The organism is Ruoffia halotolerans (assembly GCF_014049385.1).
Lineage (GTDB): Bacteria > Bacillota > Bacilli > Lactobacillales > Aerococcaceae > Ruoffia > Ruoffia halotolerans.
In genome coordinates this window covers 18,889-42,492 of record NZ_JACAOA010000019.1, presented here as the reverse complement: position 1 = coordinate 42,492, position 23,604 = coordinate 18,889, and the positions used below count along the sequence as shown (strand labels likewise).

General features: G+C 38.1%; 17 protein-coding genes. 1 reads left to right on the top strand and 16 read right to left on the bottom strand.

Annotated features, from left to right (window positions below):
* Positions 1 to 47: 47 nt before the first annotated feature.
* From tuf to rpsL, 4 genes are all read right to left on the bottom strand, one after another.
* Positions 48 to 1,232 (bottom strand): elongation factor Tu, encoded by a 1,185-nt coding sequence (gene tuf / locus HW423_RS07640; RefSeq protein WP_218931345.1) that lies wholly within the window; start codon positions 1,230 to 1,232, stop codon positions 48 to 50.
* Positions 1,233 to 1,380: 148 nt separating this feature from the next.
* Entirely contained in the window at positions 1,381 to 3,462 is a 2,082-nt protein-coding gene (gene fusA, locus HW423_RS07635) for an elongation factor G (protein ID WP_218931344.1), read from the bottom strand.
* Between the two features lie 83 nt (positions 3,463 to 3,545).
* The gene (gene rpsG / locus HW423_RS07630) at positions 3,546 to 4,016 is read right to left on the bottom strand and encodes a 30S ribosomal protein S7 (protein ID WP_218931343.1); all 471 of its coding nucleotides are present in this window, start codon (positions 4,014 to 4,016) and stop codon (positions 3,546 to 3,548) included.
* 36 nt (positions 4,017 to 4,052) lie between these two features.
* On the bottom strand, positions 4,053 to 4,463 hold the full coding sequence (gene rpsL / locus HW423_RS07625) for a 30S ribosomal protein S12 (RefSeq protein WP_197103618.1): 411 nt from the start codon (positions 4,461 to 4,463) through the stop codon (positions 4,053 to 4,055).
* Between the two features lie 489 nt (positions 4,464 to 4,952).
* Here rpsL and HW423_RS11175 point away from each other — a divergent pair, with 489 nt between their 5' ends.
* On the top strand, positions 4,953 to 6,722 hold the full coding sequence (locus HW423_RS11175) for an IS1634 family transposase (protein WP_235956401.1): 1,770 nt from the start codon (positions 4,953 to 4,955) through the stop codon (positions 6,720 to 6,722).
* A 190-nt stretch (positions 6,723 to 6,912) separates the two neighbouring features.
* Here the strand turns inward: HW423_RS11175 and HW423_RS07615 are convergent, their stop codons facing one another.
* The 12 genes from HW423_RS07615 to ftsH all read right to left on the bottom strand — a co-directional run bounded on the left by HW423_RS07615 (position 6,913) and on the right by ftsH (position 23,538).
* Positions 6,913 to 7,200, bottom strand: a complete 288-nt coding sequence (locus HW423_RS07615; RefSeq protein WP_218931342.1) for a GNAT family N-acetyltransferase — start codon at positions 7,198 to 7,200, stop codon at positions 6,913 to 6,915.
* A 91-nt stretch (positions 7,201 to 7,291) separates the two neighbouring features.
* Positions 7,292 to 8,737, bottom strand: a complete 1,446-nt coding sequence (gene lysS, locus HW423_RS07610; protein WP_235956405.1) for a lysine--tRNA ligase — start codon at positions 8,735 to 8,737, stop codon at positions 7,292 to 7,294.
* 154 nt (positions 8,738 to 8,891) lie between these two features.
* Positions 8,892 to 9,767, bottom strand: coding sequence for an Hsp33 family molecular chaperone HslO (gene hslO, locus HW423_RS07605; protein ID WP_218931340.1), 876 nt, complete (start codon positions 9,765 to 9,767; stop codon positions 8,892 to 8,894).
* Positions 9,768 to 9,975: 208 nt separating this feature from the next.
* Positions 9,976 to 11,541 (bottom strand): acyl CoA:acetate/3-ketoacid CoA transferase, encoded by a 1,566-nt coding sequence (locus HW423_RS07600; protein ID WP_218931339.1) that lies wholly within the window; start codon positions 11,539 to 11,541, stop codon positions 9,976 to 9,978.
* 94 nt (positions 11,542 to 11,635) lie between these two features.
* A complete protein-coding gene (locus HW423_RS07595) occupies positions 11,636 to 12,607 on the bottom strand; it encodes an NAD(P)H-dependent flavin oxidoreductase (RefSeq protein ID WP_218931338.1) in 972 nt (323 codons plus the stop codon).
* Between the two features lie 102 nt (positions 12,608 to 12,709).
* The gene (locus HW423_RS07590; RefSeq protein ID WP_218931337.1) at positions 12,710 to 13,657 is read right to left on the bottom strand and encodes a LysR family transcriptional regulator; all 948 of its coding nucleotides are present in this window, start codon (positions 13,655 to 13,657) and stop codon (positions 12,710 to 12,712) included.
* Between the two features lie 66 nt (positions 13,658 to 13,723).
* Positions 13,724 to 14,509: an enoyl-CoA hydratase/isomerase family protein gene (locus tag HW423_RS07585; RefSeq protein WP_218931336.1), complete on the bottom strand. Its 786-nt coding sequence runs from the start codon at positions 14,507 to 14,509 to the stop codon at positions 13,724 to 13,726.
* A 37-nt stretch (positions 14,510 to 14,546) separates the two neighbouring features.
* On the bottom strand, positions 14,547 to 15,734 hold the full coding sequence (locus HW423_RS07580; protein WP_218931335.1) for a thiolase family protein: 1,188 nt from the start codon (positions 15,732 to 15,734) through the stop codon (positions 14,547 to 14,549).
* A 29-nt stretch (positions 15,735 to 15,763) separates the two neighbouring features.
* Positions 15,764 to 18,022, bottom strand: coding sequence for a 3-hydroxyacyl-CoA dehydrogenase/crotonase FadB (gene fadB, locus HW423_RS07575; RefSeq protein WP_218931334.1), 2,259 nt, complete (start codon positions 18,020 to 18,022; stop codon positions 15,764 to 15,766).
* A 90-nt stretch (positions 18,023 to 18,112) separates the two neighbouring features.
* Positions 18,113 to 19,318 carry an acyl-CoA dehydrogenase FadE gene (gene fadE / locus HW423_RS07570; protein ID WP_218931333.1) on the bottom strand — a complete coding sequence of 402 codons (1,206 nt, stop codon included), beginning with the start codon at positions 19,316 to 19,318 and terminating at the stop codon, positions 18,113 to 18,115.
* A gap of 313 nt (positions 19,319 to 19,631) precedes the next feature.
* The gene (fadD, locus tag HW423_RS07565) at positions 19,632 to 21,167 is read right to left on the bottom strand and encodes a long-chain-fatty-acid--CoA ligase FadD (protein ID WP_218931332.1); all 1,536 of its coding nucleotides are present in this window, start codon (positions 21,165 to 21,167) and stop codon (positions 19,632 to 19,634) included.
* A 247-nt stretch (positions 21,168 to 21,414) separates the two neighbouring features.
* Positions 21,415 to 23,538 carry an ATP-dependent zinc metalloprotease FtsH gene (gene ftsH, locus HW423_RS07560; protein ID WP_218931331.1) on the bottom strand — a complete coding sequence of 708 codons (2,124 nt, stop codon included), beginning with the start codon at positions 23,536 to 23,538 and terminating at the stop codon, positions 21,415 to 21,417.
* Positions 23,539 to 23,604 lie beyond the last annotated feature (66 nt).

Sequence of the window (23,604 nt, the reverse complement as noted above, 5' to 3'; positions counted from 1 at the left end):
CCCATAAAAAAAACACCCCATAAGGGGTGTTTAAATGTGGTTTGGAATTATTGTTCGATTGAAGTAACAGTTCCGGCACCAACAGTACGTCCACCTTCACGGATAGAGAAACGAGTTCCATCTTCCATAGCGATTGGGTGAATTAATTCTACAGAGATAGTTACGTTGTCACCAGGCATTACCATTTCAGTTCCTTCTGGTAATTCGATGATTCCTGTAACGTCAGTTGTAGTAAAGTAGAATTGTGGGCGGTAGTTATCGAAGAATGGAGTATGACGTCCACCCTCTTCTTTAGATAATACATAAATCTCAGCAGAGAATTTAGTATGTGGTGTAATTGAACCTGGTTGAGCTAAAACTTGTCCACGTTCGATGTCATCACGTGTAACACCACGTAATAATGCACCAATGTTATCTCCCGCTTCAGCGTAATCTAACATTTTACGGAACATCTCAACACCAGTTACAGTAGATTTTTGAGTATCTTTGATACCAATGATTTCAACTTCGTCACCTACTGAAACTTGTCCACGTTCTACACGACCAGTAGCAACTGTACCACGACCAGTGATTGAGAATACATCCTCAACTGGCATCATGAATGGTTTGTCGATTTCACGAGCTGGTTCTGGAATGAAAGTATCTACTGCTTCCATTAATTCTAAGATTTTAGCTTCGTAATCAGCGTCGCCTTCTAAAGCTTTTAATGAAGAACCAACGATTACAGGAACATCGTCTCCTGGGTAATCGTATTCTGATAATAAGTCACGAACTTCTAATTCAACAAGTTCTAATAACTCTTCATCATCAACCATATCAGCTTTGTTTAAGTATACTACGAAGTGTGGCACACCAACTTGACGTGATAATAAGATATGCTCACGAGTTTGTGGCATTGGTCCGTCAGCAGCAGATACTACTAAGATAGCACCGTCCATTTGAGCAGCACCAGTGATCATATTTTTAACGTAGTCCGCGTGTCCTGGCGCATCGATATGTGCGTAGTGACGGTTAGCAGTTTCATACTCAATATGTGAAGTATTGATTGTGATTCCACGTTCTTTTTCTTCAGGTGCGTTATCGATTGAAGCGTAATCTTGTGCTACACCAAAACCATTTTTAGCTAAAACTGTTGCGATTGCAGCAGAAGTAGTTGTTTTACCGTGGTCAACGTGACCTAAAGTCCCAATATTAACATGGGGTTTCGTACGTTCAAATTTTTCTTTTCCCATTATTTAATCCTCCTAAAATATATGTAACCTATTATAGATTATTTCCTAATCTATCAAAATGATTATACCGTGAAAGGAAGGTAAATTCAACCATTTACCTCCACATATTCACGTTTATAGCAAGCTTTCTGCTTAGTTATAAAGCAGATTATCTACCGCTATGTTTCTCGATGATTTCTTCTTGAATTGATTTTGGAACAGCTTCATAGTGGTCGAATTGCATTGTAAATGTACCACGACCTTGAGTAGCTGAACGTAATGTTGTCGCGTAACCGAACATTTCTGCTAAAGGAATGAATCCTCGAACGATTTGTGCGTTACCACGAGCAGTTGTACCTTCGATGCGTCCACGTCTTGAGTTCACGTGTCCCATTACATCACCTAAGTATTCTTCAGGAACTGTAACTTCTACTAACATCATTGGTTCTAAGATTGCTGGATCAGCTTTCTTAGCAGCTTCACGTAATGCTAATGAAGCAGCAACTTTGAAGGCAGTCTCAGAAGAATCGACATCATGGTAAGAACCATCGTAAAGCTTAGCTTTAACGTCGATTAATTCAAATCCTGCTAATACACCGTTTTCCATTGCGTCTTTAAGTCCTGCATCTACTGCTGGGATGTATTCACGAGGAACTACCCCACCAACAATTGCATCCTCAAATTCGTATCCGGCACCTTCTTCGTTAGGTGAGAATTCAATCCAAACGTGTCCGAATTGTCCTTTACCACCTGATTGACGAACGAATTTACCTTCTGCTTTAGTAGCTGTACGGAAAGTTTCACGGTATGAAACTTGTGGTGCACCAACACTTGCAGAAACTTTAAATTCACGTTTTAGACGGTCAACGATGATATCTAAGTGTAACTCACCCATACCAGCGATGATTGTTTGTCCAGTTTCGTGATCAGTTGTCGCACGGAAAGTTGGATCTTCTTCAGCTAACTTAGCAAGAGCTGCAGACATTTTGTCTTGGTCAGCTTTTGAATCAGGTTCAATTGCAACGTTAATAACTGGCTCTGGGAATTCCATTGATTCAAGAATCACTGGCGCATTCTCAGCACATAAAGTATCACCAGTTGTTGTATTTTTAAGTCCTACCGCAGCAGCGATATCTCCTGAGAATACTTCTGGGATTTCTTCACGTGAGTTAGCGTGCATTTGTAAGATACGACCAACACGTTCACGGCTGTCTTTAGTCGCATTTAGAACGTATGAACCGGCAGCTAATGTACCAGAATATACACGGAAGAATGTTAGACGTCCTACGAATGGGTCAGTCATAACTTTGAATGCTAAAGCAGCAAAGTCTTCTGAATCATCAGCATGATGTTCTAAAGTCTCTTCTGTTCCTGGTATAGTACCGATAATTGGTGGTACTTCTAGCGGTGATGGTAAGAAATCAACAACACCGTCTAGTAATAATTGTACCCCTTTGTTCTTGAATGAAGAACCAACATAAACTGGGTAGAACTCAACCGCAACTGTCGCTTTACGGATTGCCGCTTTAAGAGTTGCGACATCGATCTCTTCACCTTCTAGATAAGACATCATAATATCTTCATCTAAATCAGCGATAGCTTCAATTAAGTTTGTACGCCATGTGTCAGCTAATTCTTTCATGTCATCAGGGATTTCAATTTCTTCAACGTTTTCACCTAAATCATCATGATAGTGGTATGCTTTCATGTCAATTAAGTCGATGATTCCGTCAAAGTCTTCTTCTGCACCAATTGGTAGTTGAACAGGGTGAGCATTTGCATCTAAACGTTCGTGAAGAGTTTCAGTCGCGTTTAAGAAATTAGCACCAAGTTTATCCATCTTATTGATATATACAATACGAGGAACACCGTAAGTTGTAGCTTGACGCCAAACTGTTTCAGTTTGAGGTTCTACACCTGATTGAGCATCTAATACAGTTACTGCACCATCAAGTACACGTAATGAACGTTCTACCTCTACGGTAAAGTCCACGTGACCTGGAGTATCAATAATGTTTACGCGGTGGTCATTCCATTGTGCAGTTGTAGCTGCAGATGTAATTGTAATACCACGCTCTTGTTCTTGCTCCATCCAGTCCATTTGTGATCCACCATCATGAGTTTCACCGATTTTGTGAATACGTCCTGTATAGTAAAGGATACGCTCAGTAGTTGTCGTTTTCCCTGCATCAATATGGGCCATGATTCCGATGTTACGCGTTTTATCAAGAGAAAATTCTCTCTTTGCCATACTATTTTACCCCTCTTTCAAATATATAATGAGTAATTGTCAATCGCCTATGCAAATCTTTGCATAAAACAGCCAACCAATTTCTACCAGCGGAAGTGAGCGAAGGCTTTATTGGCTTCAGCCATTTTGTGCATGTCTTCACGTTTCTTAACAGAAGCACCTGTATTATTAGCTGCGTCCATTATTTCACGTGCAAGACGTGTTTCCATTGTTTTCTCCCCACGTAAACGTGAGTATTGAGTTAACCAACGGATAGCTAAAGTATAACGACGTTCTGGACGAACTTCAATAGGAACTTGATAGTTAGAACCTCCGACACGACGAGCTTTAACTTCTAACAATGGCATAATATTTTCGATTGCTTGTTCGAAGACTTCTAATGGCTCTTGACCTGTTTCTTCACGAATAATATCGAAAGCTGAATATAAGATTTTAGAAGCTTTTCCACGTTTACCATCAACCATGATACGGTTAATTGTACGTGTAACTAATTTTGAATTGTAAATTGGATCTGCTAAAACTTCACGTTTTGCTACATTACCTTTACGAGGCATTCAAACTCCTCCTTTCATAAGGAATTAATTTTTCATTTATTTAGGTTTTTTTGTTCCATATTTAGAACGACTTTGACGACGTTCAGTAACACCAGCTGTATCTAACGCTCCACGAACGATGTGGTAACGTACCCCTGGTAAGTCTTTTACACGTCCTCCACGGATTAACACAACACTATGTTCTTGTAAGTTGTGTCCTTCTCCTGGAATGTATGCTGTAACTTCCATTAAGTTTGATAAACGAACACGCGCGTATTTACGTAACGCCGAGTTAGGTTTTTTAGGTGTCATAGTACCAACACGAGTACATACACCACGTTTTTGTGGTGACATAGTAGTTGTTGAAGTACGTTTATAACTGTTATATCCAACGTTTAAAGCTGGAGAGTTCGATTTAGTCGTTTTAGACTTACGTGGTTTATTAACTAATTGATTAATTGTAGGCATGAATTGTCCTCCTCCCGTCTTCTTTTCTTAGTCCACACATCCAAGTGTGTCATTTTATAGTGGAATTCAATAAACAACTTTTCAGTTGCTTAAGATAAGAGTTTTAAAGCAGTCAGCACGACTGATGACCAGGAATCTGTCATTAAAACACCTTAGGTATAGTATCATGAGGATTTACTTTCGTCAATAGTATTGAGCATTATTTTTAAGAAAAATCGGCTATTTGTTAATTTTTAACAAATAGCCGAAAATATGTTATTTATCAGCGTTGATATAGTCATACTTTTCAGGTTCTTCTTTGAATTTTCTCACAACATACGGACAAGTCGCTTTGATTTTCTTACCTTCTTTGCCCGGGTCTTTGACAGTTTCATCTCTCAAAAAGTCTTATTAAGCCTATTGTAAGGCTATTTTTTTGTCAATTTCAACACTTTATTATTGCGTACAATTCGTACAATGTGGTATAATACGTCTAAGGATGGTGATAATATGCGTGTGAAAACTGTAAAATCTACTAAAGGCTCTATTTCTTATTCGATTATTCGAGATATTACGAAGCCGGATGGCAAGCGTTCTACAGAAATTGTTCAAAACTTAGGCAATCATGAAACACTTCAACAGCTATGCCCTGAGATGGCACCCATGGACTACGCCAGAAAAATCGCCCGTGAATTGAGCGAAGCAGAGGCCAAAGGGAAAGTGACTGTGGTGAAAGAATTTGATAGCGAACGCTTAATCGAGCGCGATAACCAAAATGGGTATGATATTGGTTACCTGTTTATCGATAAGTTATTTTATGAGTTGAAGTTGGATCGTGTTTGCACGCAAATCGCTCAACAGTCTCGCATAACATTTGACTTAGGTCAGGTGCTCAAAACCTTAGTATCCACTCGCATTTTATATCCAAGTTCTAAGCGACATTCTTTACAGTTAAGCAAGTCTTACCTCACACCGCCTTCGTTGGAACTCCAACATATTTATCGAGGATTGGACGTCCTCGCAGAGCACAGCGAACGTATTCAAGAAGCAGTCTATAAAAACAGTGCGGCGTTAATCGAACGTGACACACGCGTTTTGTATTATGATTGCACCAATTTCTTCTTCGAAATAGAGGAAGAAGATGACTTGCGTAAATATGGTAAGAGTAAAGAGAATCGCCCCAATCCGATTGTGCAGATGGGTTTATTCATGGATGGTTCTGGCTTACCCCTAGCCTATACGATGTTCGCAGGAAGTAATAATGAACAGCCCTCACTTAAACCACTTGAGAAACGCGTCATCCGCGACTTCAATCTATCTGAACTTGTTGTTTGCACAGATGCGGGGCTTAGTTCCAATGCCAATCGTCGTTTCAATAACACCCACAGTCGTCGGTATGTCACGACTCAGTCACTCAAGAAGTTTCGCAAACCATTGAAAGAATGGGCACTCGATAAAACGGGTTGGCAGTTAGCTCATACACAACCTGGGGACCCCGACCACCGTAAACTATTCAATCTTGATGAAATCGATCTGGATGACCGAACGAAAACCTACTACAAAGAGCGATGGGAGCCCGCTGAACGGACTACGGAAGAAAAGAAACAGGACATTCGTCCGCTAGAAGAGCGGTACATCGTCACTTTTTCGCCTAAGTATAAAGCCTACCAAGCGAACATCCGCGAACGTCAAATCGATCGTGCCCTTAAAAAGCTCGATCAAAAAGAACCCTTGAAAACAAACAATCCGCATTCACCGGATCGTTTTATCAAACGTTCTTCAGCGACAGCGGAAGGAGAATTAGCGAAAGATTATTATGCACTAGATCAATCGGTGATTGACAAAGAAGCGCAATATGATGGTTTTTACTGTGTCGCAACAAATCTGGAGACAGAAGTAGAAGATATTATTGCGGTCAATCAGCGACGTTGGGAAATTGAAGAAAGTTTTAAAATCATGAAGACAGAGTTCAAGAGCCGCCCCATCTATCTAAGCAAAGAAAATCGGATTAAAGCGCATTTCTTGACCTGCTTCTTATCCCTACTGATTTTTAGAATGCTTGAAAAAAGAATGAATAGTCAACATACTATTTGTGAGATTATTCAAGCGCTGCGCGGTATGAAGCTGACCAAACTGACTGAAGATAACTTTCTACCTCACTACACACGCACCCACGTGACAGATAGTATTCATCAAGCAAGTGGTTTTCGCACAGACTACCAGTTATTGACTAAAAAGAAATTAAAAACAATTGAAAAAAATATTCGAGAGAGAAAATAGTACGCAAAAAACAGCATAAACAAAACCTCCTAAACCGTTGAATTGTCAACGATTCGGGAGGTTTTCGCGCTATTAAACTGTCAAAAACAGGGTATAGTATCATGAGGATTTACTTTCGTCAATAGTATTGAGCATTATTTTTAAGAAAAATCGGCTATTTGTTAATTTTTAACAAATAGCCGAAAATATGTTATTTATCAGCGTTGATATAGTCATACTTTTCAGGTTCTTCTTTGAATTTTCTCACAACATACGGACAAGTCGCTTTGATTTTCTTACCTTCTTTGCCCATTTCTGATACTAATTCATCTAAAAGTTTACCTGCAATCCCTTGTCCTCTTAATGAGGGCTCTGTAAAAGTATGATCAGCGACTACTACTTTGTCGTTTGATGAGCTGGGTGGAAACGTAATTTCCGCTAATAGCTTATCTGCTTCATCACGATATACAATTGCGTTACCTTCTCTTTTAAACTCCATTAAATCGCCTCCTTGACGTCTATATAAATAGTTTACCATGGTTAGATGATTTAATTAAATTTAATGCTTGAAGCGAATAGTCTAGGTGTTATTAGTTGTTACGTAAAGTTGGGAATAATAATACATCACGAATAGATTGCGCGTTTGTTAACAGCATAACTAGACGGTCAATTCCGATTCCTAACCCACCTGTTGGTGGCATACCGTATTCTAATGACTCTAAGAAATCCTCATCCACTGGATGCGCTTCGTCGTTTCCTTGATCTTTCTCTTCCATTTGAGCTTCAAAACGCTCACGTTGATCTACTGGGTCAGTTAACTCAGTAAAGGCATTCCCATATTCATGGCCCGCGATAAATAATTCGAAACGATCTGTAAATCTTGGATCTTCTTGGTTTTTACGCGCCAATGGTGATATCTCTACTGGATGTCCAAATACAAATGTTGGTTGAACAATTGTATCTTCACATTTATCTTCAAAGAAGTTGTTGATAATATGTCCAACAGTTGTATCATGGTCGTTGACAGTTACATGGTGTTCTTTAGCTAAAGCTTTTGCTTCTTCATAAGACATTTCTTGCCAAAAATCAACGCCAGTAATTTCTTTAATAATATCTACCATATGAATACGACGCCATTCTGATTCTAAATCGATCGTTTGATCGTCATATACCAATACACCAGAGCCTAATACTTTATTAGCCACATGCTTAATTAATGATTCTGTTAAATCCATGACATCCGTAAAAATACTATAAGCAGTATATACTTCTAACATAGTAAATTCAGGGTTGTGTGTTGTATCCACACCTTCATTACGGAATACACGACCAATCTCGTATACTTTCTCAAAACCACCAACTACAAGACGTTTTAGATGTAATTCTAAAGCGATTCGTAAATATAATTCCATATCTAAAGCGTTATGGTGTGTAATAAACGGTCTAGCATTTGCTCCACCTGCGATATTATGTAAAACCGGTGTTTCGACTTCCATATAGTCATTGTCATCTAAATAACGACGGATTTCTGAGATGATTTTAGATCGGTTCACAAATCGTTCGCGACTCTCATCATTACTAATTAAGTCTAAGTAACGTTGACGGTAGCGTTGTTCAACATTTGCTAAACCATGATATTTATCTGGTAATGGACGTAATGCTTTTGTTAAAGGAGTGAATGACGTTGCACGAACAGATAATTCGCCCGTATTTGTCTTAAATAAATATCCTTCAACACCAACGATATCCCCCAAGTCAGCTTGTTTGTACCAATCATAGCTTTCTTCACCAATCATATCCTTACGTACATAAAGTTGAATACGGCCTTTCATATCCTGAATATGGGCAAATCCTGCTTTTCCTTTACCACGTTTAGACACTATACGGCCTGCAACTTTAACGTTAATCTTTTCAGCTTCAGATAACTCTTCTTTTGTTAGGTGATCAAATTCACTTACAATATCTACTGAATAGTGCGTTCTTGTAAAACCAGCATCAAATGGGTTGACGCTATCTGATTCTAACATTGAAGTCATTTTTTCACGACGAACTAATAATTGGTCATTTAACTCTTCATGTGTTTGTTCTTGATTATCACTCACGTTATTCACTCCTCATTCACTTATTACTTCTCTTAAAAATTAAAGCACATCTAACCAATAAATACAATGTTTGTCTTAATAATCTAAACTAAGCTTCTTCTACCAAGGCAAGCAATTCTTCTTCGCTAAACTGATAGGCTTCATTGCAGTAATGACAGACTACTTCTGCGCCATGATCTTCGTCAATCATTGCTTGAATATCATCCTTACCTAATAATTTAATTCCATCAGAGAAACGTTCCTTTGAACAATGACAGTTAAAGCGGACATCTAAATAATCTAAAATCTTAGAATTACCTTCGCCAACCAATCTATCTAATAGCTGTTCTACTGTTAAGCCACTATTTAACAAATCAGATACTCTACCTAAGTTATTAATTTTGTCTTCTAAAGCAGAGATGGTTTCTTCTGTTGCCCCTGGCATGACTTGAATCATAAAACCGCCGGCTTGCGCAACAATATCTCCTTTATCAACTAAAACACTTAGTCCGATAGATGAAGGCGTTTGCTCTGACACCGCCATATAATAGGTAAAGTCTTCTGCAAGCTCCCCACTGATTAATGGCACTTGTCCTGTGTAAGGTTCGTAGTTTTCAATTTGTTTACTTACTTTTAAGAATCCTGGTAAGCCTACAGCACCCTTGACATCAATTTTTCCTTCTTCATTTGAATCTAAAGCAACTTGTGGGTTATTTACAAAACCTCTCAAGTTCATTTTTGCATCACTTGTCGCTAGGATTCGACCTAAAGGCCCTTCCCCTGTGATATCTGCAGTTATTTGGTCATTCCCTTTTAAATTCGCAGCGAGCAAGGCCGTTCCAATTAAAGTTCTCCCTAATGCAGCTGTCGCAGTGCGCCAAGTATCGTGACGTTTTCTTGCTTCTTCAACTGTATTTTTCGCATCAATCACATACACTTTAACTTGCCCATCAAAGGCAAGCGCACGTAATAATTTATCAGTCATATGTTCATTCCTCCATGAAAATTCCATGTTGCATTATAATGTATTACCTTTTTATTTTCAACTAACATATAATAACACACATTCTTTAGTGAAATCATCAACAAATGGTCTTTTCTCACTTTCACATATCTTACCACCAAGTCAGTGAAAATACACACAGAATATAAAGAAGCTCTCCAAGATTCCACTTGTAAGAGCTTTGTTTTATTTATTCTTTTATATAGTCTCTTAAACTCCATGATTCACTGTAGTAACTTGTGTCAATCACTTTCAGTTTGTCTGAAATCAGAGGTTCAAACTCCATCCAATCTAAGATATCATTTTCTAAGTCTAATCCTTGAGCAATTTCAGTTAGCACAAGTTTTGAATTTTTATTAATTTCAAATACAGCTCTGTCCGTTACAATGATGATTTCTTTGCCATTAGCAATGGCTTCTTTACTTGAGAATGTAATATGCGACAAGGCAGATTTAAACTTCTTATCGACACCTGCGTGATTAATGACGAGTTGCCCATTCTCTACGCTAGTTTCCCCTTTAACAGTAAAGGTTCCAATAAAGATTATTTTTGAAGCACTTGCTGAAATATCGATCATACCACCTGGACCAATGAGCATATCTCCAATTTGTGTAGTATTCATATTTCCATTAACATCCATCTGACCAAAGCCCAACACAGTTGTATCTATGCCACCCCCGTGATAATAATCAAACATATCTAAGGTATTGATAATCGCATCTGCATTATAGTTCGTACCATAATTATAATCTGAGGCTGTCATTCCACCGATTGCACCTAAGTCTGTGTTCAGAGTGAACTGATCTAATAGATCGGCCTCATTAATTAACCGTGACACTTTATCTGCCATTCCAACGCCAATATTGATAAAACTGTTTGGCTTTAACTCTCGCACCGCCCGTCTTGCGATTACTGTTTTGTTATCGAGGGGTAACTTCCGGCTCTTCACTTTTGGTGTTCTAATTTCATTGGATAAGAGCGGACTATACTGGGTCATAAAGGTTTGTTGATGGTATTCTGGTTTAGCTTTTACAACATAATCCACAAGTACACCTGGTACGTCAACTTCTTTAGCTGGAAGCGTTCCAGTTGCTACGACGTCCTCAACTTGAGCAATGACAATTCCACCTGCGTTCTTCGCTGCCATCGCAAGTGTGAGTGCTTCGAGTTTCAAAGGCTCATGAATAAATGATAAGTTTCCTTTAGGATCTGCATAGGTCGCTTTGATAAAAGACACATTGATGGGTAAAGGTTTAAAATACAACCATTCTTCCCCGTTTACTTGAGTAACTTCTACCAATTCTTCGGCTGCTTTTGCACGGTCATTAATGCGCCCTCCCTCTTGGCGAGGATCTACAAACGTTCCAATACCAACTTTACTCCACACACCCGGTCCTTTCGCTGCTGCATCTCGGTAGAGTTTACCAATGATTCCTTGTGGGAGCATATACAATTCATACTGATTTGCTAGAGCAGCTTTTGCTGATAAAGGCGCCCCACTCATGTGTGTTCCGATAAAACGCTTTAACAAGCCGGGTTCAAGCAAGTAATCCATACCTGTTCCTTCGCCACGACTTATTCCAGCCACAGCCATTAAAGTAACATCTTTTGGATGTTGATGCTCTTCGTAGTAGGCACCCAGTTCTTTTAATAGCTCTTCTGGCATACCTCCTAAACCATATGTCGTCGTGGCAAGCTGAGCTTGATCTGGAACATATTGCATGACATCTTTTACTGATATTTCTTTTGTATCCATCTATACACCTCTTAAGTTGTTGTTAAAAAAGTAGACCCAGTGTTTGCCACTCAGTCTACTCAATGAATTTTTATTTAGTTGACCTTTAATTCGCTTAATTTGAATTTAATTGTGTCATACGTGTGTGAACTTGATTAAAGTCTTCAAGCATTTCAGTGAAGATATCTGATACCGGTTTAATCTCATGGATTCGACCAATACCTTGTCCCATACTTAATTGTGAACCATCGATATCCCCATTTTTCATCGCTTCATAAGAGCGTCTACCTGAAATTAATGGCATCAACTCTTCTAAAGTCGCTCCATTCGCTTCTGCTTTAAGAATATCTTGAGCCATCTTATTATTAGCGACTCGCATCGCATTGCGAAGTGACTTCATTGTTAAGACTGTCCCATACTCTGGAACGGATAATAGGGCTTGGCGATAAGCATCAGAGGCATTCACTTCAGGCGTAGCTAGGAATCGAGTAGACATTAACACACCGTCCACTCCTAATGCCATGGCAGCATACATACTCTTACCATCAACAATCCCTCCAGCTGCAAGAACAGGTACATCCAATTCTTCAGCTGCTTTTGCCCAAAGGATTTGACCACTGACTTGATCTAAGCCTGGATGTCCACCGCCTTCTGCTCCAACCATTGTAATAATATCCGCGCCATCGGATTGAGCCGCTAAAGCGTGCCGAATTGACGTTACTTTATGGATGACAATAATGCCTGCATCTTTCAGTGGTTTAATGAATTTGTCCGGTCTTTGTCCTGAGGTTTCAACAACCGGTACCTTTTCTTCAATTAATACTTGAATATAATCATTAATGACCGCTGGCATCACAACTTCTGGCACTAAAGAAATATTAAAGGCAAAAGGCTTATCAGTTAAACTGCGCACTTTTCGAATTTCTTCTCGCAAAGCATCAACATCTGGAAAAGCCATCGCTGGAACAATTCCTAACCCCCCTGCATTAGATACCGCTGAAGCTAACTCCGCTAGCGACATATATTGCATGGCTCCTTGAATAATTGGGTACTTAATATTTAATAGTTCCGTGACTCTTGTTTGCATCGAATCATCTCTCCTTCATTTTTCGATGATGATAGAGCGATGATTTCAAACAAATAACAACCTATTCCCTGTTAAGTTTTGTTACCCGTTCCTAGCTCATATCTAATCATCTAATAAAAAATCGTATTTTAATGTATCATTTTCAAAATGGAAATTATTATATATAGATTGAAAAACAAAATCTTCCACTTTAGAATAATGCTTCTTCTTCTCTCGCATTAATGTCGGGATATACGGAATTGGATCCTCAAAACGCTTTTCTACTACACCTATTTGGTTTAGTCTTGAAATAAACATACTAAAGTAAACTGTCGGTAAAAGAGCGATTAATTCGTTGTAGATCACTGTTTCTATCATATAATCCCAAGAACTTGAGGTAAATAATTGCTTTGCTGTACTGTTATTTTCTTTTAATTTGTCTTCTACAAAATAATAGACGGCATCTTTTTTGTTATAGGTTGCATAATGATAGCTGTCTAAGTGGTTCCATTTTAATAAACGTTTTGTAACGAGTGGATGATCTGGTCCCATAAAGGCAACTACTTCAGTTCGAACTAAGGGATGTACTTCATATTTTGACGTATCAAAATCTTTCGGCGGTGCTAGAACTGCGATATGAATGACATTATCTTCTAGCATCTGTTGTAATTCATTCGTACCTGCTTCAACAATTTCGATATGTGCATCTGGATTCTCTATCAGAAAGCGAGGTATAAACTTATTAAAGAAAAATCGCAAATACGATGGGTGAATCCCAATTTTTATCGTCCCTTTTTGGAATAAAGATTCTCTTTCAATGACATGTTCAAGTCCATTATATTGATTTAATACTTTTAATGCTGATTGATACACATGCATTCCAGAATCAGAAACATTCACAATTCGCCCATTTTTTCGATTGAATAAAGAAACTCCCTGTTGATGTTCAAAGTTTTTAATAAACTGACTCAACGCTGACTGAGAAACATATAAATTCTCAGCCGCGACAGTCAGGTTACAATCTGATTGAACAATTTCTACAAAATATTGCATTTGACTAATTTCCATCATTCTAAGCACCTCAAATTCTTAATATTTCTGAATAGTATTGTATGCTTACAGTGTATCACAGCAATACTAATTTCCTTTGAATTTTGGTTGCCTTTTACTTAAAAATGCTGCAACTGCTTCAGAATGATCATCACTTAACGAACTAGCCCTCATATACTTCGCTTCTAAAAGGTTCGTATCATCCATTTGAGGATATAGGATACTCGCTAATAAAGCTTTTTGGTATGCTAATGTTTGAGTCGGTCCATGAGCTAGCTTTTGTGCTAATGCTTGGGCTTCATCAAGTAAATCTTCATCTGCAACTTTACTATAAGCGAGTCCATATTCGACTGCCAATTCCGCATCAATCGGTTCATTCAACATAATATGTTTCATCGTTCGGTATGATCCTAAAGCTTGTTGTAAATTGTACATCAACCCAGTATCTCCCGGGAAAGCCATATTAATAAACGCCGTAAGTAAGCGACTCTGAGTCCCCATCACAATGAAATCACATGATAATGCGAGTCCTAAGCCTGCTCCTGCAGCCACACCATTAATGGCTGCAATCACGGGTTTTGAATTTTGTCGGATACTTCGAACCATTTCTCCTGTTTTAAGGACACCGTCTTCTGGTATTCCTTGTCCGGTATCAATGAGGTGTTGGAAGTATTTAACATCTCCTCCTGCACAGAAATACTTGCCTGCTCCTGTTAAGATAACCGCCTTTACTTCTGGATTTTGATCGATATCTACCATTACATCAATAATTTCTTGATACGTCGTTTCTGAAAAAGCATTTCCATACTCTTCTCGATTAATGGTAACGGTCGCGACTTGGTTCTCTATTGTGTATAGAATCGTTTGATACATTACTTATCTCCTTACTTTCATTAATTAAGGTTTAGTACTAATGAATATATTCAAAAATACCTGCAGCACCCATACCGGCTCCGATACACATTGATACCATTCCATATTTCGAATCTTTACGTTTACCCATCTCAGCTAATAAGCGTGATGTCAGCACGGCTCCGGTTGCACCCAGTGGATGTCCTAAAGCAATTGCTCCTCCGTTAACGTTTGTAATATCTGTGTTTATTCCTAATTCCCGAATTGAAGCTAGCGCTTGAGAAGCAAAGGCTTCGTTTAATTCGATTAAGTCCAAATCTTCTAGTTTTAAGCCCGTTAATTCTAAAACTTCTGGAATAGCATAGGCTGGTCCGATCCCCATATATTTCGGATCGACCCCTACAGCTTTATAACCAACAAAGCGGGCGATTGGCTTCACGCCTAATTCTTTTACCTTTTCGCCTGACATGATGACAACAAAACTTGCGCCGTCACTTACTTGCGATGATGTTCCTGCAGTGACAGATCCGTCTGCTTTAAAGATTGTTCTTAGTTTCCCTAAAGTTTCAGTTGTTGATTCTGGACGAATTCCTTCATCTTTGTCGAATTTTACCTCTTTAACTTGAGGTCCATTTTTTGTGTATTCAACTTTATGTGTTGTTACGGGGATGATTTCATCATCAAAGCGTCCTTCTGTTTGTGCAGCATGTGCACGTTGATGACTTTGCACTCCAAATTCATCCTGATCTTCCCGAGTGACATTATATTTAGTTGCGACATTTTCAGCAGTGAGTCCCATTGGATACGAAACACCTGAATCTTCTGCTTGTAGTGTAGGGTTGTTTGTTACTTCATTACCACCCATTGGGACAGAACTCATGAACTCAACTCCACCTGCTACCAATACTTCTGATTGACCAGCCATAATGGCATTTGCAGCAATGGCAATCGTTTGTAATCCTGATGAGCAGTAACGGTTCACTGTCTGTCCTGCAACAGAGTAAGGTAATCCTGCTCTTAAAGCAATCGTACGAGCAAAATTCATACCTTGAATTCCTTCTGGGAAGGCACAACCAACAATTACATCTTCGATAAGCGCTGGATCAAAGTCGCCATCTACACGATCGATGACACCCTTTAATACTTCAGCTGCAATATCATCTGGACGGTCGTTGGCAAGGGCTCCATTCGCTTTTCCTTTTCCAATAGCCGAACGTCCATAAGCAACGATATAAGCATCTTGCATAATTAATTCATTCCTTTCAAGTTTCCGTATTAATTTCTTAACGGTTTACGCGTTTGTAACATATGCGAAATTCGTTCGAATGTCTTTTGATTTTTACTTAATTTTAGGAAATGTTGTTTCTCAAGATGTTGTAACCATTCTTGATTAACATAGGTTCCTTCTGGGAGCTCTCCACCTGTCATTACATCTGCAATCGCAAGTCCTAACTCCATGTCATAATCACTAATAAAGTGTCCTAGGCGCATTGAATCTAATTGCCCTTCGACCACTGCTTTAAAGTTTGTTCCTAAGGCTGGGAAGTTAACTTTTGTTCTTTGAATATAATTTACTTTAGTTAAATAAGTTAATTTCTCAATGGCTACGTCCACAACTTTATCCGCATTCATAATAATGTCATCTGACCCTCTTAAGTAATATTTACGACGGGCTTCATAAGCACTCATTGAAACATCTCCAGATGCAATACGTGTAATGACTGCACCTAAAGTCTTCATCTTACTTGCTTTTTGCTCGTCTCGAGTCATCACGCGTTCTGTTAATTCAGCTAGGCCACCGCCACCAGGAATAAGTCCTACACCGACTTCAACTAAACCGATATAACTTTCTGCCGCTGCTACAACATAAGGAGAGGCTAACATTAGTTCGGCTCCACCACCTAAAGCGCGTCCTCTAACCGCTGTAACAATCGGTTTACTACTGTAGCGAACGCGGTTCACTGCTTCATGTAACTCGCTTATTGTTTTACCTATTAAAGTATCGACTTCCTCGAGTTCAATGGCTTTCTTCATCATATTCAAGTTAGCTCCCGGACTAAAATGTGGTCCATCCGAGTAAATAACCATTCCAGAATAATGACCTGACTCTAACTCGTCTACAGCTTTTATCAGCCCTTTTGTTAGTCCTTCATCAATGGTGTTGTTTGGTGTATGGAATTTGAATAATAATTGATCCGTGTTTATTACACTTAATGTTGTATTGTCATCTTTCCAAATTTCTTTCTCTATACGATCTTCAATCGGTGTAATATTTTCAAGTACATCGCCTTCCTTATAGAAGCTTTCTGTTCTATTTGCTACCCATTCAGGTAATTCGCCCACTTCGGCTTGGATTCTTTCTTTTACACGGTCAAAGCCCATTAAATCCCACAGTTGAAAAGGTCCGACTTTCCAGTTAAAGCCCCAAACCATTGCCCGGTCAATGTCTTTATAATCATTTGCCGCTTTAGGAACATTATTTGCCGCATAGAAAAATGTGCTTCTCAATGTTTCCCATAAGAATTTACCCGCCTTGTCTTCTGCTTTAAAGATAACATCTAAGTTTTCTGTTAAGTCGCGTCCAAAATGAGATAATATTTCTAATTGAGGTTTGCTTGGCTCGACGTACTCCATAGTTTTGGGATCTAATACTAGACGCTTACGTCCTTCTTTTTTGTAGAATCCGTAACCTGCTTTATTTCCCAAAGCTCCTTTTTCTAATAGTTTTGGTAAGGTCGATGAGTTGTGGAAGTAAGGTTGCTCACTAGGATCTTTCATTAATCCACCTACAACAAAGGCAGCAATATCATTTCCAACTAGGTCTGATAATCCATAAGTTCCTGTTCGAGGTCTTCCAATTGCTTTCCCTGTTAAAGCATCTACTTCAACAATTGATAAGCCGTCACGCTCTGCACGGTACATAATGTCTGCCATCGCATGTGTTCCTGTTCTATTAGCGATAAAGGCTGGGACATCATTAGCTATCACAACACCCTTTCCTAAGACATCTTCTGAGAATTGTTTAACTACTTCTACCGTTTCTTCAGATGTATTCTTCGTTGGAATAATTTCTAATAATTTCATATAGCGCGGTGGGTTGAAGAAATGCATCCCTAAGAAACGTTCTTGTTCGCCGCTTTCGAACACTTTAGCAATTGCTTCAATTGGGATTCCAGATGTATTTGTTGCTAGAATCGCTTCTTCTTTAGCGACTTGTCTGATTTTTGTCCAAATATCGTGCTTGATTTTAATATCTTCTTTAACAGCTTCAATAAATATATCTGAATCTGATGGTTCCACTAAATCATCGTCAAAATTTCCATAAGATAAGTTTCCTTCGAAATTCAAATCATATAACATCGATTTCTTTTTGTTTGTAATTCTGTCATAACCCGCTTTAGATAGTTTATTACGATCTTCTTCGTCAATTACAACGTCTAACAATTGCACTTTAATCCCCGCATTCACAAGTAGGGCTGCAATTTGACTTCCCATGACACCTGCACCTAATACGGTTGCTTTTCTAATTGTCATTATTATTTCCCTCCAAAATATATCGTTTTACTTTAAAAGCGACTCAGCCATTTCCAAATTTGTTTGGAAATGACTGTCACTTGATAAATATTAGTTAAATGCTGATTGACCAGTCATTGCTCGTCCAATTACCAAGGCATTAATTTCGTGTGTACCTTCATATGTATAAACAGCTTCTGCATCAGAGAAGAATCTTGCGATATCATAATCGACAACAATTCCGTTCCCCCCACAAATTCCACGCCCCATTGCTACAGTCTCACGTAAACGAAGGGCATTAATCATCTTACCTACTGAAGTAACGATTTCATTGTAGTCACCATTCTCTTGTTGGCGAGCGATTTGTGAACACAGGGCCATGGCAGATGTCACGTTTGCTTGCATCATCGCTAATTTTTCTTGAACTAATTGGTAATTTGAGATGTCTTTTCCAAATTGTTTACGTTCAGTTACATATTTAAGGGTCGCTTGAAGTGCTCCTGCCATAGCTCCTGTCGCCATGAAAGCTACCCCTGCACGAGTTGAGTAAAGTACTTTAGCAATATCTTTAAAACTATTGATGTTTTGTAGACGATCACTTTCATCAACTACGACATCTTTTAAGTGAATATTTGCGTTTGGAACAATACGAAGTGCAATTTTATTTTCAATAACGTCAATATCTAATCCTTCTTGACCTGCTTTGACGATAAAGCATTTTGGTTTGTTTGTTTCTTCGTCTCTTGCATAAACTGGGATTAAGTCAGCGACTGATGCCCCTCCAATCCAACGTTTAGCTCCATTAAGAATCCATTTGTCACCTTCACGACGTGCTGTCGTATCTAAGCCCCAAGCAACGTCAGATCCATGATCAGGTTCTGTTAAAGCGAAGCAAGTACGTAATTCATGACTCGCTAATTTAGGTACATATTTTTGTACTTGTTCTGGACTACCTCCAAATAAGAAAGAATTAAACCCTAATCCTGAGTGAACTCCCATTAAAGTGTTTAATGATACGTCGAATCTCGACATAGCAAAGGCGAAGAAAAATTGGAATAATTGACTCGTTTGTTTCTTACCTTCACGTCCTTCGAATAATAAAGGGTTTGTATAGTATCCTAATTTACCGATATCTTCAAAAAATCCTTCTGGCACTTCAGCATCAACCCAAGCTTGATTAACTACTGGACGATACTTTGTTTCTAGCAGCTCCACTAATTGTCTTAAAAACTCAACTTCTCCATCTGTTAAACCTTCGCTAATGTTTAAAATATCCTCAGGGAATAATTGTTTTAATACTTCTTTTCTGTTCTCCATTTTTTATTGCCTCCTAAAATTTTTCAATACCAAGTATTACTTACACAAAAATGATAACGTTTACAACCCATATAATACTCTCTTAATTGGACGTCGTGAAATAACTAAGCCTTATCATTTACATTAGGACGCTTAATAAAGAGTCGTATTCTCATTTTTGCTCTTTTAAACAGTTGAGTTATTATTGCAACTAATAAGTTTAATAAGAATAACATTGATAAACAGCTATCTTGGGCAAAAGTTTGTCACTGTCTATTATGTAAACTTAATAGATAACACAAAAAATCCCAACTTTTCAGCTGGGACTTAAACATTAATTACTCAATTCGTTTATTATTGTTGATTTCGCATAGTCATTCATCATCTTCTCTAGTTCTAGACGATCTGGTTTTCCAACAGAGTTTAGTGGTATTTCGTCAATCTCTAAGTATAGTTTCGGTACTTTATAGCCTGCAAGGTTTTTCAAGCAGTATTCATCTAAGACTTCTCTATAATTATCTGAACCGAGAGCTTCTTTATTGAGCATAATGGCCGCAGATACAGATTCACCAAATTTAGGATGTTCATATCCTAAGACGATTGCTGATCGAATGAGAGGATGTTGACTAAGAATAGCTTCGACTTCTGATGGTAGCACGTTTTCGCCACCTGTAATAATTAATTCTTTCAGGCGGTTAACAATCGTTATTTCACCAAATTCATTAATAAAGCCCATGTCTCCTGTTCTAAAGAAGCCATTATGAAAGGCTTTTTCATTCTCTTCTGGTAAATTCCAATAGCCTGGGGTAATATTTTTACCTTTAACGATTATTTCACCAATGTCTCCTACTGGAACTTCCTCTAAATCTTCATTGACAATTTTCACATCGACAAACATTAGCGGTTGACCAATAGATTGTGGGTTGTTCACCGCATATTCATATTTATTAAATGTTAATAATGGTGCTTCAGTTAAACCATAGGCGTTTATAATAATTTTACCCATTTGTTGGAATACTTTTTGTACCGCTGGTAATGGCGGTGATCCTCCTGAAACAAGCAACTCAATATTCATAATATTCTCAGGTTTAAATTCCGGATGAGCAATAATTGCATAAAACATCGTTGGAATTAAAACTAAAACCGTCGGTTCATACTTTACAATCCAATCATTAATGGTTTCATGATTGAAGTATCTTTCTAATATAACTGTTCCACCAACCATTAACATTGGAATAACAATATCAATAAAACCTAAGATATGGAACATAGGCGCACTTGCAATTGTTTTCCAATCTTCCCTCATACCCCAAGATAAGTTTTGATTAAAACTATTATTTAAGTAACTTTCATGCGTGTGTATAACACCTTTAGGTCTCCCTGTCGACCCACTTGTATAAATTAACATAGCGATATCTTGTAAGTCTAAATTAACACTTTCAAAAGGTGTATAATTCTCAAGATTCACGATTTCATTATATTCTGGTCCATCAACGTTATATTTAATAAATTCTTGCGGAACTTCAGTCAGACGTTCAAGATGATTAGTTGCGTAAACGATATATTCTAAACCAGCATCTTTAACTACTTTTCCAATTTCGATTGGTTTTAATCTCCAATTCAGTGGAACAAAAACCGCCCCAATTTTAATTGAAGCCAAAAGAAAATCAATAATGGCAATATCATTTGGGACAAAGGTACCTATTCGGTCTCCTCGTTTAATTCCCTCATTCTCCACTAAATGCCGTGCTAGCATTTCAGCACGTTGATTTAGTTGTTTATATGTAAATTCCGTTTGTTTAATAGGATCAATTACGGCCACTTTGTCAGGTGTGGCAATTGCACGTGTTTTTATCCAATCCAAATTCATTGTCTTATTCTCCTTAGACTTTAAATTTGTAATCGCTATCATTTTTTGTTACTTTCATTCTACTAAAGATAATCGATTTGTCTAGTGTTTTATTACTTATTATAAAGTTTTATATATATTAATTCTTAAATTCAGCCTTTTCTTTCGTTAGAAATCCCAACATATCAGCCATTAAGCATATTTATTTCTAATTTGTAAAAACAAAAAAATCGACTATCCAAAATGGATAATCGATTTCTTTCATGACTTATAAATCTCTGTCTTGATTAATGTGAGAATTTCTTTCTTCTGTGTCATCAGATGGTACTTCATCTGGTTCAACATAAGTTGTCTCTTCTTCAGCACGATCATAAACATCTGAATGATTTTCATCATCGTTTGCTTTTTCTTTCGCATCTTTGAAGCTATCAGGTTCATCTGCTAATTCGGGTTTATCCTTTGAATCTGTATCTTCAGGCGCAGGCATTTTGCCTGTTTCGAATAAAGATTTGATCGCTCTTTGATCTAATGTTTCGATTTCTAATAACTTTTTAGCAATAGTATCCAACTGTTCACGATGTTCATTAATAATATTATGTGCATCAGTTAACGCTTTATCTGTAATACGACGAATTTCTGAGTCGATTTCATAAGCAATTTGTTCAGAATATGTCACACTCTGACCATATTGACGGCCAGCAAAAGGTTTTTGATTCCCTTCATATTGGACTGTACCTAATTTTTCCGACATACCATATTCTGTAATCATTGAACGAACAATTTGAGTCGCTTGTTGAAAGTCATTACTTGCCCCAGTTGATTGGTGATTAAACACAATCTCTTCAGCAGCACGTCCTCCAAGTAAACCAACAACTTGTTCGTATAATTCTTTTTCAGTAATGATATATTGATCTTCTTTAGGAAGCATAATTGCATATCCACCTGCACGTCCACGAGGAACGATTGTTACTTTATGGACAACACGTGCATCGCTTAATACCATACCAACAATTGTGTGCCCAGCTTCGTGATAAGCAACGGTTTCGCGTTGTTTCGCTGACATTTCACGGTTTGTTTTAGCTGGTCCCGCAATGACACGGTCATGTGCTTCATCAATATCTTCTGCATGGATAGATGTATGATCAACACGAGCAGCAATTAAAGCCGCTTCATTTAGTAAGTTTTCTAAATCCGCACCAGAGAAACCTGGTGTTTGTTGTGCGATTACTTTTAAATCTACATCATTAGCTAATTGCTTGTTACGTGAGTGAACTAATAAGATTTCTTCACGCCCTTTAACATCAGGATTACCAACTAGAATTTGTCTATCAAAACGACCCGGACGCAGCAAAGCAGGATCTAAAACATCAGAACGGTTAGTTGCAGCCATAACGATAATACCTTCGTTACCTTCGAAGCCATCCATCTCAACAAGTAATTGGTTAAGTGTTTGTTCACGTTCATCGTGCCCTCCGCCCATACCAGCTCCACGTTGACGACCTACGGCATCAATCTCATCAATGAAGATAATCGATGGTGCATTTTTCTTAGCATTTTCGAATAAGTCTCTTACACGACTCGCCCCAACACCGACAAACATCTCAACGAATTCAGAACCTGAGATACTGTAGAATGGAACGCCTGCTTCTCCCGCAACAGCTTTAGCTAATAACGTTTTACCAGTACCTGGAGGCCCTTCTAAAAGAACACCTGCTGGTATACGCGCACCTAACTTTGTAAAGCGATCTGGATCTTTTAAGAATTCAACCACTTCAACTAATTCTTGTTTCTCTTCTTCTGCACCCGCAACATCAGAGAAGCGTACTTTGACTTTTTGTTTTGAAACGTCTTTTGATTTAGACTTTCCAAAGTTCATCACGCCTTTTCCGCCGGCAGAACCTTGTTGAGTCATTGAATAGATTAAGAAGAATGTCGGGATTAATAAGATTAAGAAGGGTAAGAAACTTAACCATAATCCTGCACTTGATTCCGGAATTGTTTGAATTGTAGTATCATTTTCTAAAGCAACATCCGTCACCATGTTCAACGTTGCATCATTACCTAAAATAGTTGTTTCAAATAAACTTACTTCGTTAGATCCTTGAATAACTTGTAAAAAGTTATCTTCTTCTTTCTCTACAGTTTCATTAGTTGTTCGGTATTCCCCACGAACTGAATAAGCCCCTGATCCAATTTGGATTTCGAAAGTTTCAATGTTCCCGCTTTCTAATTCACTCATAAATTTAGACGATGATATCTCTTCAGTTTGCCCAGCATAACCTAAGTTACCTGAGAATACTTGAAACATACCAATAATCGCTAAAAATATTAGGATGTAAGGTAAAGTTCCCCGAAAAAAATTACGATTCGGGTTTGGATTTCGATTATTCATTTATCTATCTCCTCCTTGCATACATATTATTATGTATCTTAGTTATAATAGCATAATTGAGCGGAT

What these genes read in the sequence shown, in the direction of transcription:
- HW423_RS11175 (WP_235956401.1), top strand. Translation starts at nt 4,953, where the DNA reads ATGCGTGTGAAAACTGTAAAATCTACTAAAGGCTCTATTTCTTATTCG.
- rpsL (WP_197103618.1), bottom strand. Translation starts at nt 4,463, where the DNA reads ATGCCTACAATTAATCAATTAGTTAATAAACCACGTAAGTCTAAAACG.
- fusA (WP_218931344.1), bottom strand. Translation starts at nt 3,462, where the DNA reads ATGGCAAAGAGAGAATTTTCTCTTGATAAAACGCGTAACATCGGAATC.
- fadE (WP_218931333.1), bottom strand. Translation starts at nt 19,318, where the DNA reads ATGGAGAACAGAAAAGAAGTATTAAAACAATTATTCCCTGAGGATATT.
- HW423_RS07615 (WP_218931342.1), bottom strand. Translation starts at nt 7,200, where the DNA reads ATGGAGTTTAAAAGAGAAGGTAACGCAATTGTATATCGTGATGAAGCA.
- tuf (WP_218931345.1), bottom strand. Translation starts at nt 1,232, where the DNA reads ATGGGAAAAGAAAAATTTGAACGTACGAAACCCCATGTTAATATTGGG.
- fadB (WP_218931334.1), bottom strand. Translation starts at nt 18,022, where the DNA reads ATGACAATTAGAAAAGCAACCGTATTAGGTGCAGGTGTCATGGGAAGT.
- HW423_RS07580 (WP_218931335.1), bottom strand. Translation starts at nt 15,734, where the DNA reads ATGCAAGATGCTTATATCGTTGCTTATGGACGTTCGGCTATTGGAAAA.
- fadD (WP_218931332.1), bottom strand. Translation starts at nt 21,167, where the DNA reads ATGAATTTGGATTGGATAAAAACACGTGCAATTGCCACACCTGACAAA.
- ftsH (WP_218931331.1), bottom strand. Translation starts at nt 23,538, where the DNA reads ATGAATAATCGAAATCCAAACCCGAATCGTAATTTTTTTCGGGGAACT.
- HW423_RS07595 (WP_218931338.1), bottom strand. Translation starts at nt 12,607, where the DNA reads ATGCAAACAAGAGTCACGGAACTATTAAATATTAAGTACCCAATTATT.
- HW423_RS07600 (WP_218931339.1), bottom strand. Translation starts at nt 11,541, where the DNA reads ATGGATACAAAAGAAATATCAGTAAAAGATGTCATGCAATATGTTCCA.
- hslO (WP_218931340.1), bottom strand. Translation starts at nt 9,767, where the DNA reads ATGACTGATAAATTATTACGTGCGCTTGCCTTTGATGGGCAAGTTAAA.
- lysS (WP_235956405.1), bottom strand. Translation starts at nt 8,737, where the DNA reads ATGACTTCAATGTTAGAATCAGATAGCGTCAACCCATTTGATGCTGGT.
- HW423_RS07590 (WP_218931337.1), bottom strand. Translation starts at nt 13,657, where the DNA reads ATGATGGAAATTAGTCAAATGCAATATTTTGTAGAAATTGTTCAATCA.
- rpsG (WP_218931343.1), bottom strand. Translation starts at nt 4,016, where the DNA reads ATGCCTCGTAAAGGTAATGTAGCAAAACGTGAAGTTTTAGCAGATCCA.
- HW423_RS07585 (WP_218931336.1), bottom strand. Translation starts at nt 14,509, where the DNA reads ATGTATCAAACGATTCTATACACAATAGAGAACCAAGTCGCGACCGTT.